This is a genomic window from Aureisphaera galaxeae (assembly GCF_028561275.1).
GTDB classification, from domain to species: Bacteria; Bacteroidota; Bacteroidia; order Flavobacteriales; family Flavobacteriaceae; genus Aureisphaera; species Aureisphaera galaxeae.
The window spans coordinates 482,023-496,349 of the sequence record NZ_JAQQTF010000002.1 but is presented as its reverse complement, the minus strand read 5'-3'; the positions used below and the strand labels follow the sequence as shown (position 1 = coordinate 496,349).

General features: G+C 43.3%; 12 protein-coding genes. 7 read left to right on the top strand and 5 right to left on the bottom strand.

Annotated elements, in window-relative coordinates:
• Nucleotides 1-188: 188 nt before the first annotated feature.
• Nucleotides 189-602, top strand: a complete 414-nt coding sequence (locus POV27_RS02060; protein ID WP_272861071.1) for a DUF3052 domain-containing protein — start codon at nt 189-191, stop codon at nt 600-602.
• Here POV27_RS02060 and dnaE read toward each other — a convergent pair.
• A complete protein-coding gene (gene dnaE / locus POV27_RS02055; protein WP_272861070.1) occupies nt 599-4,951 on the bottom strand; it encodes a DNA polymerase III subunit alpha in 4,353 nt (1,450 codons plus the stop codon). The genes POV27_RS02060 and dnaE overlap by 4 nt on opposite strands.
• A gap of 133 nt (nt 4,952-5,084) precedes the next feature.
• Complete coding sequence (locus POV27_RS02050; protein WP_272861069.1) at nt 5,085-5,903, bottom strand: DUF6252 domain-containing protein; 819 nt, start codon at nt 5,901-5,903, stop codon at nt 5,085-5,087.
• Between the two features lie 131 nt (nt 5,904-6,034).
• Here POV27_RS02050 and POV27_RS02045 point away from each other — a divergent pair, with 131 nt between their 5' ends.
• Genes POV27_RS02045 through POV27_RS02035 form a run of 3 tightly spaced genes read left to right on the top strand, consistent with a single transcriptional unit; the run spans nt 6,035 to nt 7,831 of the window.
• The gene (locus POV27_RS02045) at nt 6,035-6,583 is read left to right on the top strand and encodes a 30S ribosomal protein S16 (RefSeq protein WP_272861068.1); all 549 of its coding nucleotides are present in this window, start codon (nt 6,035-6,037) and stop codon (nt 6,581-6,583) included.
• Between the two features lie 10 nt (nt 6,584-6,593).
• Nucleotides 6,594-7,118 carry a ribosome maturation factor RimM gene (gene rimM, locus POV27_RS02040; RefSeq protein ID WP_272861067.1) on the top strand — a complete coding sequence of 175 codons (525 nt, stop codon included), beginning with the start codon at nt 6,594-6,596 and terminating at the stop codon, nt 7,116-7,118.
• Complete coding sequence (locus POV27_RS02035; protein WP_272861066.1) at nt 7,118-7,831, top strand: tRNA1(Val) (adenine(37)-N6)-methyltransferase; 714 nt, start codon at nt 7,118-7,120, stop codon at nt 7,829-7,831. The genes rimM and POV27_RS02035 overlap by 1 nt, the downstream gene beginning before the upstream one ends.
• Here POV27_RS02035 and POV27_RS02030 read toward each other — a convergent pair whose 3' ends face one another.
• Nucleotides 7,832-8,710: a dimethylarginine dimethylaminohydrolase family protein gene (locus POV27_RS02030; protein ID WP_272861065.1), complete on the bottom strand. Its 879-nt coding sequence runs from the start codon at nt 8,708-8,710 to the stop codon at nt 7,832-7,834.
• The gene (locus tag POV27_RS02025; RefSeq protein ID WP_272861064.1) at nt 8,707-10,017 is read right to left on the bottom strand and encodes an amino acid permease; all 1,311 of its coding nucleotides are present in this window, start codon (nt 10,015-10,017) and stop codon (nt 8,707-8,709) included. The genes POV27_RS02030 and POV27_RS02025 overlap by 4 nt, the downstream gene beginning before the upstream one ends.
• Before the next feature lie 74 nt (nt 10,018-10,091).
• Between POV27_RS02025 and POV27_RS02020 the strand changes: the two genes are divergently transcribed.
• From POV27_RS02020 to POV27_RS02010, 3 genes are all read left to right on the top strand, one after another.
• The gene (locus POV27_RS02020; RefSeq protein ID WP_272861063.1) at nt 10,092-11,180 is read left to right on the top strand and encodes an aromatic ring-hydroxylating oxygenase subunit alpha; all 1,089 of its coding nucleotides are present in this window, start codon (nt 10,092-10,094) and stop codon (nt 11,178-11,180) included.
• A gap of 85 nt (nt 11,181-11,265) precedes the next feature.
• Nucleotides 11,266-12,444, top strand: coding sequence for an acyl-CoA dehydrogenase family protein (locus POV27_RS02015; RefSeq protein ID WP_272861062.1), 1,179 nt, complete (start codon nt 11,266-11,268; stop codon nt 12,442-12,444).
• A 105-nt stretch (nt 12,445-12,549) separates the two neighbouring features.
• The gene (locus POV27_RS02010; RefSeq protein ID WP_272861061.1) at nt 12,550-13,446 is read left to right on the top strand and encodes a metallophosphoesterase family protein; all 897 of its coding nucleotides are present in this window, start codon (nt 12,550-12,552) and stop codon (nt 13,444-13,446) included.
• Here POV27_RS02010 and POV27_RS02005 read toward each other — a convergent pair.
• On the bottom strand, nt 13,439-14,326 hold the full coding sequence (locus POV27_RS02005) for a GIN domain-containing protein (protein ID WP_272861060.1): 888 nt from the start codon (nt 14,324-14,326) through the stop codon (nt 13,439-13,441). The genes POV27_RS02010 and POV27_RS02005 overlap by 8 nt on opposite strands.
• Between the last annotated feature and the right edge of the window lies 1 nt (nt 14,327).

Genomic DNA, 14,327 nt, shown 5'->3' with positions numbered 1-14,327 from the left:
AGCTTTGACTAATTGGCAGATTGTTTTTATCTATAGTTTGGCGGGTCCCTTCCTGCCTTCGCTAAGGCTCCGACAGACAGGGCCGGGCTGTCCGCTGTATCCCTGTAGTGAGGAACTCTACTACAGGGGATGCCGCTCCCATCCCTCCCCGGAGAAATTCGCTACCTTTAAAGCAAACATCAATCTATATGGCAACAGCAGGCTACTCTGGAACTCCATTGGCAAAAAAACTGGGCATAAAACCGGGATTCTCCCTTTACGTACACAACGAGCCGCTTCCCTACGCCTCCTTGTTTGATGATTTACCGGAAGATATCACCTTTCCAAAACAGCCCATACCAGAATCCTTGGATTTTGCCCATGCCTTTTGTACCACCTTTAACGAATTGGAAGAAGCCGCCAACACTATTATTCCGCTACTTAAGAAAACCGGAATGCTATGGATGAGCTGGCCCAAAGGAAGTTCTAAAATTCCATCAGAAATAAATCGGGAAAGTGTTAGAGATCATTTGCTTGCTGCCGGATTAGTGGACACAAAAGTATGTGCTGTAAACGAAGATTGGAGCGGACTTAAATTCGTATACCGTCTAAAGGATCGCTAATTCAGCTTGTAAGACACTTCTTGTTCCTTCAATTCGTCCAGCAACTCCTTGCTAATGGCCACTTTGGTCTTTCGGCTGGGCATGTTCAACTTCACTTTTTCCTTCATATCATACATGGTAAAATGAAGCTGCTTGTCGCCCTTGTGGGTTCGGAATAAGTCTTTCAACAAAGCAATTCGCTTTTCGGCCAATTCATCGATTTGCATTTGTATGGTCAACTTTCTAGCCTGTTGCTCCATTACATCATGCAGCATCGTAAAATTATTGTACTGCATACGAGGATCACCTTTCTTGCCAGTATCTCGATTTACCCAACCTTCCTTTACAAATACGCGGGCATAGATAAATGAATTGGGCACCAAGAAATGGCGCCATTTTAGGTATTCCTCCCCAAAAATCTTGAACTCGTAACTATCGTCATAATCTTCCACCGTGAAAATAGCCCAACCTTTTCCCTGCTTGCTTTCCCGGTGCTGTACTTCAGAAACAATTCCACCGAAACATACTTCACGGTTCACGAAACGCTCCATTTCATGGAAATCGGACACCTTTACGTTGCAGAAATTCTCTACTTCCGTCTTAAAGTCATCCAAAGGATGCCCCGAAATATAGATTCCGACTACTTCCTTCTCCTGCTTCAATTTCTTCATAGTGCCCCATTCTTCGCATGGAGGCACTTGGGGTTCGGGAATTTGCACCTCACTGGCATCTCCAAACAAGCTCACTTGGCTCGAATTCTGGGTTTCTTGATATTTTGCCGCATAGCGCAAGACCTTTTCAAAAAACAATACTCCATCCCCTTCATCGTGCATATACTGCGCCCTATGTGTTCCAAAACTGTCAAAACCACCTGCCAATACGAGGTTTTCAAATGCTTTTTTATTCGCAGCCCTAAGATCGATGCGTTTGGACAAATCGAAAATGGACTTGTACTTGCCATCCTTACGATGTTCTACAATAGTAGCCACGGCATTTCCACCCACTCCTTTAATAGCGCCCATACCAAATCGGACGGCACCTTCATCATTCACGGTAAACTTATAGAAAGATTCATTTACGTCCGGCCCCAATACATCCAATCCCATGCGCTTACACTCTTCCATAAAGAAAGTAACCTGCTTAATATCGTTCATATTGTTAGATAGCACCGCCGCCATATATTCGGCAGGATAATGTGCCTTTAAATAGGCCGTCTGATAGGCAATCCAAGCATAACAGGTAGAGTGCGACTTGTTAAAGGCGTAACTCGCAAAGGCTTCCCAGTCTTTCCAAATCTTTTCCAACACCTCGGCAGGATGGCCGTTCTTTTCGGCCTGCTCAATGAATTTAGGCTTCATCTTATCCAGTACAGCCTTCTGTTTTTTCCCCATGGCCTTACGCAAGACATCGGCTTCACCCTTGGTAAAGTTTGCCAGTTTTTGCGACAGCAACATCACCTGCTCCTGATATACTGTAATTCCGTAGGTCTCCTTCAAATATTCCTCCATGGCCGGCAAATCATAAGAAATCTCCTCCACGCCGTGCTTTCTACGAATAAAACTTGGAATGTATTCCATAGGACCCGGGCGGTACAAGGCATTCATGGCGATGAGATCCGCAAAGACCGTCGGCTTTAGGTCCTTCATGTGCTTCTGCATTCCAGGGGATTCGTACTGGAATATCCCTACCGTCTCCCCACGTTGGAACAATTCATAGGTTTTCTCATCATCCAACGGGAAATTATCGGGATCTAATTCCACTCCATGTTTATGCCAAACAATCTTCACCGTATCCTTGATAAGGGTCAGGGTCTTCAACCCTAAGAAATCCATCTTCAGTAGTCCAGCACTTTCCACAACCGAGTTATCGAACTGGGTTACGTACAGATTAGAATCTTTGGCTGTAGCTACAGGTACAAAATTGGTGATATCATCGGGCGTAATGATCACCCCACAGGCATGGATTCCTGTATTGCGAACGGATCCTTCCAGAATCTTTGCCTGATTAATTGTGTCCGCTTCTAAATCGCTTCCTTCAGATAGATTGAGCAACTCATTCACCTTAGGCAATTCATCACTCCTGAACTTACTCCGCAAGGTTTTTTCGTCCATGGCGAAGATCTTGTTCAATTTGGTCATATTCGGAATGAGCTTCGCAATACGATCGGCATCATTCAAAGGAAGATCCAGTACCCGAGCCGTATCCCGAATGGAGGATTTGGCCGCCATGGTACCGTAAGTAATAATCTGGGCTACTTGGTTTTCCCCATACTTATTAATTACATAGTCCATAACTTTACCACGACCTTCATCATCAAAATCGATATCGATATCGGGCATGCTCACACGATCTGGATTCAGGAAACGCTCAAAAAGGAGGTCGTACTCGATCGGGTCTATATTCGTAATCCCCAAACAATAGGCCACGGCGCTTCCCGCAGCAGAACCCCTTCCGGGTCCTACGGAAACACCCATATTTCTGGCTTCCCTAATAAAGTCTTCAGTAATGAGGAAGTATCCCGGATATCCTGTATTGGCAATTACGTCTAACTCAAAGTCCAAACGCTCCTTAATTTCATCGGTAAGCTCCTCATATCGACGCTTGGCTCCTTCATAAGTAATATGGCGCAAATAAGCATTCTCACCACGTTTGCCGCCATCCTCTTTGTCCATAGGATCCTGAAACTCTTCGGGAATATCGAATGCTGGAAGTAAAACCTCCCTTGCCAAGGAAAATGGCTCTACTTTATCTATAATTTCTGAAATGTTCGCTATCGCTTCAGGAAGGTCTTGGAATAACTTCTTTACCTCTTCCTGACTCTTAAAATAGTATTCCTGATTGGGCAATCCGTAACGATAACCGCGCCCCCTTCCAATAGGTGTAGCTTGTTTCTCACCATCCTTTACACACAACAAAATATCGTGGGCATTTGCATCTTCCTTGGATATATAATAGGTATTGTTACAGGCTACGAGTTTTATATCATGTTTTTTCGAAAACTCTATCAGGGTTCCGTTCACGCGTTGTTCGTCCTCCTGATTGTGCCGCATGATTTCTATGTACAGGTCCTCCCCGAAAGTCTCTTTCCACCACAAAAGGGCTTCTTCGGCTTGTTTTTCACCAATGTTCAGAACCTTTGAAGGCACTTCCCCATACAGACTTCCAGTGAGTACTATGATGTCCTCCTTGTACTGTTCTATGACCTCTTTATCGATCCTAGGGACATAATAAAACCCTTGGGTGTAGGCAATGGACGCCATTTTGGCCAAATTGTGATAACCTCTCTTGTTCTTGGCCAACATCACAATCTGATACCCGTTGTCCTTTACGGTTTTGTCATCGTGCTTTTCGCAGACGAAAAACTCACATCCCACTATGGCCTTAATGGCTTTGTGCTCTTCGCCTTCTTCTAAGGACTTATTATAATCGTTTACAGCTTTGGTAAAATGAAACGCCCCCATCATATTTCCCGTATCGGTTAAGGCGACAGCGGGCATCCCATCGGCAATGGCTGCATTTACCAAATCTTTGGTTGCCGAAGTCGATTGTAGTATGGAGAACTGCGAATGATTGTGTAAATGTGCGAACGGCAGGTCCTGGAGCGTTGCAATGTTCTCCTCTATCTCTTCGGAAGAGATTTCGGTGGTTTGGGTTTGTGACTCCAGTGACTTTCGAATTTCATCGGAAGCCGCTTTTAAGTTGATATGTTTTAGCCCGATGAACGCTATGGGCTGTGGATTCTCCTTGGAGAATGTCTCAAAATAATCGGGAGCAACATCCAACTCCTCTTCCGTAAAAATGCGCCTTCTTACCAATTCCAAGAAACAACGGGTCGTAGCTTCTACGTCTGCCGTTGCATTGTGTGCTTCAGAAAATGGTACATCGAACAGAAATTGGTGCAGTTCTGTAAGGGTGGGAAGTTTAAATTTTCCTCCTCGTCCTCCCGGAATCTGACAAAGTTGTGCCGTGGTCTCCGTACAGGTGTCCAATACGGGCATATTGGGCATAGGGTTATCCATTCCCAATCGGTAAAATTCACAACCCATGATATTCACGTCGAACCCTACATTCTGCCCTACAATATATGTTGCTTGGGACAAGGCTTCTATAAAACGTTCGGAAGCCTCTCTTAACGGAACTCCTCTTTCTCGAGCCAAATCGGTAGAAATTCCATGGATTCGCTCACTATCATAAGGAATGTCGAATCCGTCGGGCTGTATTAAATAATCCTCATGCGAAACTACCCTTCCCATATCGTCATGCAATTGCCATGCAATTTGGATACATCTAGGCCAGTTATCGGTGTCGGTTACAGGGGCATTGTAGTTTTTGGGTAACCCCGTAGTTTCGGTATCGAAAATTAAATACATAAGGACTTTCGTGAATAGGTAAAAGTAAGAAATAAAGCCCTTATGGGATTCTGAAAGTTGTACACAAAACCCCTTCAGTTATAAACAAAAAAAACCGGGCAAATGCCCGGTTTCTTCAATTTGCTATAAGTGTTTAATAGTTTACCCTTGTATTCCCCATAGTGACTTCCACTCCGCCTGCTGTAACGAAAGAGAAAAACACTCGGGCCTGTCGGGTAGTAGTGTTGTTAAAATTAATGGATATAAGTCCAGATACCGCCGGGTCTTCCGTACCATCTGTGGTAAGAGAAGCGGAGAATCCTTCGGTAGGAAGATTATAGTTTCCAGATACTCCGTCGAACGGAATGATCACTTTAATAATCTGTCCTCCTTGAAAACCTTCTATCTTAATGATGTCATTTTCCAACGTAGCAATAACGGTATTGGCGTCATAATCTAACGCTCCTACCCTTGCGCTCATGGTTCCATCGGAAGCTTGTGGATCAATATCCCCTCCAGGTAATCCTCCTTCCAAGAAGGAGACCTTGAAGAATACACCTTTATCCACAGTAATAGTATCTATCCCTTCTTGAATGGCCGTAAAAGTGAATTTACCGGTAAGCCAACCGCAGGAAATACAGCGATCTGTTAGTGTAATTTCACCAGAACCGTAGGGAGATGTTGTATATACATTTCCGAAGGGATCTTCATATGTTGCATAACTTGGAGAACCTTCTCCTAGCGGATACGTCAATAATTGTCCACTTCGTAAATGAAGTGTCAATTTCTCATCTTGGGTAACACCCTGAATGGTATAGGTACCATCCACGTTCTTTTGAGCCCGTACATCAGCGGCTTTGTAGAAAAAATCTTCCATCTGACCTTGAAGAGCGGGGCTGTTGTCTTCGGTAGTTTCACATCCTGCCATAAACGCAGTTGCTACTAATACTACTAGTAGAATTAGTCTTCTCATGGTATTTTTGCATAAATAGGTTGTAACAAATATAAAATAAAAGTTCGATCTACCTAATTTTAAAGTAAAATAATGGTATCTTTGCGCACTCAAATTAAAACCGAGGTCGTGTACCTCAAAAATTAATTATTATGCCTGTAAAGATCAGATTACAAAGACACGGTAAGAAAGGAAAGCCTTTTTACTGGATCGTAGCGGCAGACAGTCGCGCAAAAAGAGATGGTAAATTCCTAGAGAAATTAGGTACTTACAATCCCAATGTAAACCCAGCCCAAATCAACCTTAACATAGACGGTGCCGTACAATGGCTTCAGAATGGAGCTCAGCCTACAGATACCGCAAGAGCTATCCTTTCATACAAAGGAGCTATGCTTAAGAAGCACTTGGCAGAAGGTGTGAGAAAGGGTGCTTTGACCGAAGAGCAAGCGGAAGAGAAATTCAATGCTTGGTTAGAGGAGAAAGGAAAAGCGGTAGATGCCAAAAAAGGAAAATTGGCGGATGCTAAGGCAAAAGCGAAAGCCGAAGCTTTAGAAGCTGAAAAAGCAGTAAACGAAGCTCGTATCGCTGCTAACAACCCAGAGCCAGAAGTAGAAGAGGCTCCGGCAGAAGAAGCAGTGGAAGCTGCTACCGAAGAAGCTCCTGCAGCAGCAACTGAAGAGGCTGCTAAAGAGGAGGAGTAAATCCTTTACGATGCAAAAGAAGGATTGTTTCTTCGTTGGCAAAATCGTAAAAAAATACAGTTTTAAGGGAGAGTTATTGGTAAAATTAGATACCGACGATCCCGAACAGTTTTTAAAAATGGAATCTGTTTTTGTTGAAACCAACAAAAATTTGATTCCATTTTTTATAGAACAACTTTCCCTACACAAAAGCAGCTTACTGCGTATAAAGTTTGAAGAAGTGGAAACCGAAGCGAACGCGGAAGCCTTATTGGGAAAAGAACTGTTTCTCCCTTTGAATTTGCTTCCCAAATTAACCGGGAATAAGTTTTACTACCATGAAATCATTGGATTTACGGCTACGGATGTGAATTTCGGGGAGTTGGGAGAAATTATCGGGGTAAATGATGCTACCTCACAACATTTGTTGGAAATAGACCACAAGGGAAAAGAAGTACTTATTCCCATTAACGACGATATCATCAAAGAAGTAGATCGAGCAAACAAAAAGATGGTATTGGAAGCACCCGAAGGACTTATAGAACTCTACCTATAATGAGTGTTCCCTTTCAATTCAAGGAATTTACTGTGGCCCAAGACCGATGTGCTATGAAGATTGGCACCGACGGTGTCCTATTGGGGGCTTGGGCTTCTCTGGAACACGCTCCCGATAGCATCCTTGATGTAGGTGCAGGAACTGGTGTGATAGCGCTACAATTGGCACAGCGCAGTGTTGCAGAAGTTATTGATGCCATCGAAATAGATGACGATGCTTACGAACAGTGTTCGGAAAACTTCGAAAATTCTCCTTGGGGGGATCGGTTGTTCTGTTATCATGCCTCTGTTCAGGAATTCGCAAGCGAAATGGACGACAGTTACGATCTTATTATTTCCAACCCTCCTTTTTATTCGGAAGACTACAAAAGCAATGATGATTCCAGAAACACAGCACGGTTTGCAGACGCCCTTCCTTTTCAGCATTTAATCGTTTGCGCAGCTCATTTACTATCCGAAAAGGGCCGTTTCGCGGTTGTGCTTCCTAGAAAAGAGGAATCATCCTTTGTTTCACTAGCCAAAGAACATGGTTTACACCCCAACCGAATTTGCCGTGTGAAAGGCACCTCCACTTCCGAAGAAAAAAGAAGCCTAATCGAGTTTTCATTTCAGCCTTCGGAAATCGTTCATGAACATCTTACCATAGAAATAGAGCGACACCAATATACTCCTGAATACGTGGAATTGGTCAAGGATTTTTATCTGAAAATGTAGTTAAAAGCTTCTCAACAAAGGACGTGTAAGACAGGTAGGACCACCGCCTCCCTTAACACTAATATGCTCTCCTTTGTATAACATTACCTCGCAACCCGCATCTAACAAGGCTTGCGTAGTCTTAGGGTTTCCTTCTACCATAACACATTTTCTAGGAGCCAATGCTAATACATTGCATCCCATGGCTTCAAACTCATCGTCTGGAACCTCAACTAGATGTATTCCCCGTTCAAGGAGTTCATTTCTAAATGAAATAGGCATTAAGGGAGAATAAACAACCGCCAAATCCTTATCCACCGGACTTAAAACGGACATAAGATGAAAAACATCCTCCGGGCCTTTATAGTGGGGCATTTCAGCCACCAAAACAGTAATCCCTTTAGGCTCTAGGAGTCCCTTAAGCTGTGAAATCCATGCACTATTGGTTCTATAGGTAAGCCCCACGGCCAGCGTCCTCTTGTCCAACCAAGCCACATCGCCGCCCTCTAAAGTGCCAGGTGCCTCGATTTCTCCGAGGATTGGGATCTTCTTTTCCAGATAGGTCTGTTTCTGTGAGTTCGGCTCATTTCTTCTGTCCCATTTACCCATATTGCAAATGATCATTCCGTAGTCTGTAGCTATAGCCGCATCCCTACAATAAATGGAATCGATAGTCACTGCATGATCCTTCGGAAAATGCAACATTTCGACTCCATTATTAGAAAGTATAGCTTCAAAAGATTCGTATTCGGCAAGAGCTTCATTGAAATCGGGCTGGGACAAGTAGTTTAGTTCGTTCCACTGCTTCTCTAATAGCTCATTAGAAACAAACGCATTCGCTGCGGGTTTAATGAACACAGAATTAAGTTTTAAGTATTCTGAATGATGTGTTTCTTTCATGGATTATTTTTTTGGTTCCATTTCATGAGGACATATAGGGGAACCCCCATTAACAACAATAGGAAACCATAAAAAACGGTATCACTTCCCGATCCGTATATGGCCCAAATGGAATACGCGAATGCTAAGGCAGATAGCACTATCGCATATAGTTTCTCATGCACCTGAAACTTTTTTTCAATTTTCACCAAAGCATAGGATGCCGCCGTAAATAAATAAGGGACAAGGCAGCACAAGGTGGTGAGCAAAACCATGAATTCGAATTGCTGTACCAAGCCCTCGGTATAATTCATTAACATGACCAAAGAAGACAAAACACTTCCTATGATCAATCCCACAATAGGAACCCCTTTTTTGTTTTCCTTTCTAAATACTCTTGGGAATAATTGATCTTTTGAGGATGCCATGGGAATCTGCCCCATGATCAAAATCCAGCCGTTCAAAGCCCCAATAGCAGCAATTCCGGCTCCTGCGGCTACAAAATAACCAGCATATTCCCCGCCTATTTGTTTCGCAGCCTCGGCAAAGGGTGCTGGGGAATTCGCTAAGGTGTCCAGAGGTAAAATTCCAAAGAGCACGACGGTTCCCGAGATATACACCAAGGTTACAATGAGTGTTCCCAACATAGTGGCCTTCGGTATGGTTTTCTGGGGTTCATGAACATTTGCAGCGGGAATGGTTGCGCTTTCCAATCCTAAAAAGGCAAACAGCGTAAGAGTAGCCACGGCGGAAAGTGCCGAAAAGGTACTTTCGCCAGATTCATTGAAAGATGGGAAATGGGCACTATTGAAAAAGAAAATCCCTACCACTATTACGAAAAACAGGGGCAATAATTTTAACACGGTTGTGACTACTTGAATTTTCCCGGATTCCTTTATTCCCAAGGAATTGATCCAAGTGAAGAACCAAATAAAAGCCAATCCCAAACTAATGGAGTATACGGGCGTGGTTTCTAGCACGGGAAAAAAGAAACTCAAGGCACTCACAATGGCTATCGCGATAGCTCCATTTGTGATCCATATGGAAACCCAATAGCCCCAAGCGACTAAAAATCCTATGAAATCGCCAAAACCAGCCCTCGCATACGCATAAGGACCACCGCTTTTATTCACAATTAGCTTACTGAAATTGCTAAACACCTTGGCCAAAACCAATGAACCTGCTGCCGTAAATATCCATCCCACAAGACTAATACTACCATAGGAGGCCAACGTAGCAGGCAACACAAATATCCCGGAACCAATCATATTTCCGACCACTAGGGCAGTCGTAATGATGAGTCCAATTTTTTGCGGTTCCTTGCCCATAGGCTACCTATGAAAGAGTCTTATTTTTTAATTACTTACATTTAAGGAATGCTAAATATACATTTATTAGCTACATGAAAGGTACATTTCACATTCATCCAGATATCACCAAAGCCGAAACACTCCCAGCATCTTTCTATAGGGATCAGGAGGTTTTTGATGCCATTAAGGAAAAGATTTTCTTGAAATCCTGGCAATGGATTGGGGATGAAGACTTGGTTCAATTACCCCAATCGGTATATCCGTTTGTGCTATTGGAAAATTACCTAACAGAGCCTCTCCTCCTCACTAGAAATGAAGACGACCATATTAGTTGCCTAACAAACGTCTGTACCCATAGAGGGAATTTGGTTGCCCTGCACCCCGGAAAATCGAAGCGACTCATCTGCATGTACCATGGCAGACGCTTTGATCTTGACGGAACGTTTGAAAGCATGCCAGAGTTCGAGGAAGCTGAGGATTTCCCTAGACCTTGCGACAATCTTCATAGATTTCCACTAGAAAAATGGGGGCCTTTCCTTTTTGTAGGCCTGGATACCCGTATCGACTTTACTTCGGTTATTGAAAAAATGAATGAACGGGTCGGTTTCTTGCCGCTTCATGAGTTTAAATTGAACGAAGTACTTTGCAAGGATTTTCTAGTACACGCGCATTGGGCCTTGTACTGCGACAACTATCTGGAAGGTTTTCATATTCCCTTCGTCCATGAGGGATTGAGCAAGGCATTGGATTACGGAAGCTATACCACCGAAGTATACGATTATTGCAACCTTCAGATAGGGTATACCAACGAAGCCACCGAAGTTTTCGACTTGCCTGAAGGGCATATCGACTATGGAAAGAACGTTGCGGCTTATTACTATTGGGTTTTTCCCAATATGATGTTCAATTTTTACCCGTGGGGCCTTTCTGTCAATGTGGTAAAACCCATCGATATAAATAGAACCAAGGTCTCATTTATTTCCTATGTGTACGATCCATCAAAACTGGACAAGGGGGCTGGAAGTGCCTTGGAAAAAGTGGAGCGTGAAGATGAGTTTGTAGTAGAAAATGTACAGAAAGGGGTGAACTCTACATTTTACAAAGCGGGACGCTTTTCTCCGAAACGTGAAAAAGGGGTACACCACTTTCATAGATTATTGGCCGAATTCCTGAACCAATAATTTGTAATTTCTTCAAATATTTCGCTTTAAATAAATGCGTTATTCATCTGCAATAACTAAATTTGACGACCAAAAATTTAATCAGATGAAGCCTGACTTATTCGAAGCGCCAGATTACTACTTACTGGACGATCTTTTAACCGAAGAACACAAGTTAATTCGTGATGCTGCCCGTGCTTGGGTAAAGCGTGATGTTTCCCCTATCATTGAAGATGCTGCCCAAAAAGCGGAATTTCCAAAATCCATCATTCCCGGCTTAGCCGAAATCGGTGCTTTTGGCCCCTATATTCCGGTAGAGTATGGAGGTGCAGGATTGGATCAGATTTCCTATGGATTGATCATGCAGGAGATTGAAAGAGGGGACAGTGGGGTTAGATCTACGGCTTCTGTACAATCTTCTTTGGTGATGTACCCTATTTGGAAATACGGAACCGAAGAGCAACGCAACAAATACCTTCCCAAGTTAGCTACAGGTGAATGGATGGGGTCCTTCGGACTTACCGAACCAGATTTTGGAAGTAACCCTGCCGGTATGGTCACAAACTATAAGGATATGGGCGACCACTATCTTTTGAATGGTGCAAAACTATGGATTTCCAACTCTCCTTTCTGTGACGTTGCCGTGGTTTGGGCTAAAAATGAAGAAGGACGTATTCATGGATTGGTAGTGGAACGCGGGATGGAAGGATTCAGCACTCCAGAAACACATAATAAATGGTCACTGCGTGCGAGTGCTACTGGAGAATTGATCTTTCAAGACGTAAAAGTTCCCAAAGAAAACCTATTGCCCAACAAATCTGGATTGGGAGCTCCTCTAGGGTGTTTGGATTCTGCCCGTTATGGAATTGCTTGGGGAGCCATTGGAGCCGCTATGGATTGTTACGATACCGCGCTTCGATACGCTAAGGAACGTATCCAATTTGGTAAGCCCATTGCTGCTTTCCAATTGCAACAGAAAAAATTAGCCGAGATGATTACCGAAATTACTAAGGCGCAATTGTTGGCTTTTCGTTTGGGGCAATTAAAAAATGAAGGCCGAGCTACTTCTGCTCAAATCTCCATGGCTAAACGAAACAACGTGGACATGGCCATTAAAATAGCCCGTGAGGCAAGACAGATTTTGGGTGGAATGGGAATTACTGGCGAATACAGCATTATGCGCCACATGATGAACTTGGAAAGTGTGATCACTTATGAAGGAACGCACGATATCCACCTATTGATTACTGGCTTGGATATTACTGGGCACAACGCTTTCAAATAATTTACATCTCTATAAAAAGAAAGGCTCCCAATTGGGGGCCTTTTTTATTACGGTAGTTTGCAGAAGCAATCGCATATTGTATCTTTAAACAAACAAAAATCTCCCATGTCATCAAGAAAAAGGATCTCCAAAGCTTACCAAACTGCCCCTAGGATTTCTTTTAATGACGACTCCAAGTTTATCATATTTAGCGATTGCCATAGAGGCGATAATAGCTTTGCCGATGATTTTGCCAACAATAGGAACATCTACTTTCACGCGCTTCAGCATTACTATAACGAAGGCTTCACCTATTGCGAATTAGGCGACGGTGACGAACTGTGGGAGAATACAGACTTTAAAGCGATCTTGGAAGCGCATAAAAATGTCTTCGAACTCATGCAAAAGTTCTTTCAGGAAGATCGACTTCATCGCTTGCTAGGGAACCACGACATGGTGTATAAAAGGGAGAGCTACGTAAAAAAACACCTCTACACTTATTTTAATAAGATAACGGGCAAAGAAGATCCCTTGTTCCCCAATATTATTTTTACTGAAGGCTTGGTGTTGCAACACGAGGAAAGTGGACAGGAAATCTTTATGCTTCATGGCCATCAGGCTGATTGGATGAATTACCACGGGTGGAAATTCAATCGTTTTATGGTGCTTGCACTATGGCGTCAATTACAGATTTTTGGTATTGGAGACCCTACCAGTCCCGCCAAGAATTATCGTGAACTGATCAAAGTGGAAAAACGTTTAAAACGTTGGATCATAGAAAACGACAACCTCATCACCATAGCCGGCCACACCCACAGACCTCGATTTCCTGAACCGCATGAAATCCCCTTGTTTAATGACGGAAGCTGTGTACACCCAAGAAGTATTACCGGTATTGAAATTGAAAAAGGCACCATCTCATTGATCAAGTGGCAGATCGCCACCACACCAGATGGTACCTTAAAAGTCATTAGAAAATTATTGGAGGGACCTCAAAAACTAGCGGATTATCAAGCTAATTAAATAGGTTCAGAGTAGTACCAGCATCCTTTTCGGTAATGGTTACCAACAGCTTTCTCATCCCTAACTTCGTCCTTTTATACACCTTGGTACCGACAGTCCATCGTTCTTTTTTAGTCGCTCCAGGCATCATGGGAAATCCATAACTAAAAGAACTCCCGTCCTTTTTAGGACCTATGACTACAAAGTTGTGTCGGTTCCACGAATTGTTCTTAATCTTGAAGGAAATATAGTCGGCATTCACGTAGGTTGCCTCATTTTTCTTGCTCAGGACCTTTTTCGTGTCACCCTTCATGGATTTGGGTTCCCCAATGAGTTCCAACCGAGCATCGTCGCTCAACGTACTGGTTAGTGTTTCTGTGGCGTTGACGATGGCCTTCCCCCTTCCCCAAATATTGAGATTAACCTCATTTGCCGCTAGCTGGGAAGCATCTATTTCCCCATTTTCAGCTCCAAAGGATACCTTGTTCACCTTCCCGATGGCGATCACCTTACCCAACAAGACCGTAATGTTTAGGTTATCGGAAAATACATTTTCAATAAGGACGGTTTCATGTACTCCGACCTGTAAGCGCTTTAAGTTGGGGGCACCCATGGTAATCTCAATGTCTTGTGAGGGTTGAATCCATTCCGTCTGTGTCAGCTTCATAGTACCATCTACCACCTCGGTATCAATTAAAGGGATTAGGTTACTATCTCCTGTGATCGTAATAAATTCTGAGCTTGCGGAAGCGTCAATTTCTACCCTGGCATATAGACCCATTTCGAGGGCTGTAAGGTTTCCTTCCGTTGGCAATGTAACGGTAGTGATCTGTTGGTTTCCTTTTACTTGGGCGAAGGCCGTCATCCCGACGAAACAAAGCCCTATGAATAATTGATTCATT

Excerpts from the sequence above, each read along its gene's own strand:
- dnaE (WP_272861070.1), bottom strand. The coding sequence starts at position 4,951 with ATGTATTTAATTTTCGATACCGAAACTACGGGGTTACCCAAAAACTAC.
- POV27_RS02035 (WP_272861066.1), top strand. The coding sequence starts at position 7,118 with ATGAGTGTTCCCTTTCAATTCAAGGAATTTACTGTGGCCCAAGACCGA.
- POV27_RS02030 (WP_272861065.1), bottom strand. The coding sequence starts at position 8,710 with ATGAAAGAAACACATCATTCAGAATACTTAAAACTTAATTCTGTGTTC.
- POV27_RS02005 (WP_272861060.1), bottom strand. The coding sequence starts at position 14,326 with ATGAATCAATTATTCATAGGGCTTTGTTTCGTCGGGATGACGGCCTTC.
- POV27_RS02015 (WP_272861062.1), top strand. The coding sequence starts at position 11,266 with ATGAAGCCTGACTTATTCGAAGCGCCAGATTACTACTTACTGGACGAT.
- POV27_RS02050 (WP_272861069.1), bottom strand. The coding sequence starts at position 5,903 with ATGAGAAGACTAATTCTACTAGTAGTATTAGTAGCAACTGCGTTTATG.
- rimM (WP_272861067.1), top strand. The coding sequence starts at position 6,594 with ATGCAAAAGAAGGATTGTTTCTTCGTTGGCAAAATCGTAAAAAAATAC.
- POV27_RS02025 (WP_272861064.1), bottom strand. The coding sequence starts at position 10,017 with ATGGGCAAGGAACCGCAAAAAATTGGACTCATCATTACGACTGCCCTA.
- POV27_RS02045 (WP_272861068.1), top strand. The coding sequence starts at position 6,035 with ATGCCTGTAAAGATCAGATTACAAAGACACGGTAAGAAAGGAAAGCCT.
- POV27_RS02060 (WP_272861071.1), top strand. The coding sequence starts at position 189 with ATGGCAACAGCAGGCTACTCTGGAACTCCATTGGCAAAAAAACTGGGC.
- POV27_RS02010 (WP_272861061.1), top strand. The coding sequence starts at position 12,550 with ATGTCATCAAGAAAAAGGATCTCCAAAGCTTACCAAACTGCCCCTAGG.
- POV27_RS02020 (WP_272861063.1), top strand. The coding sequence starts at position 10,092 with ATGAAAGGTACATTTCACATTCATCCAGATATCACCAAAGCCGAAACA.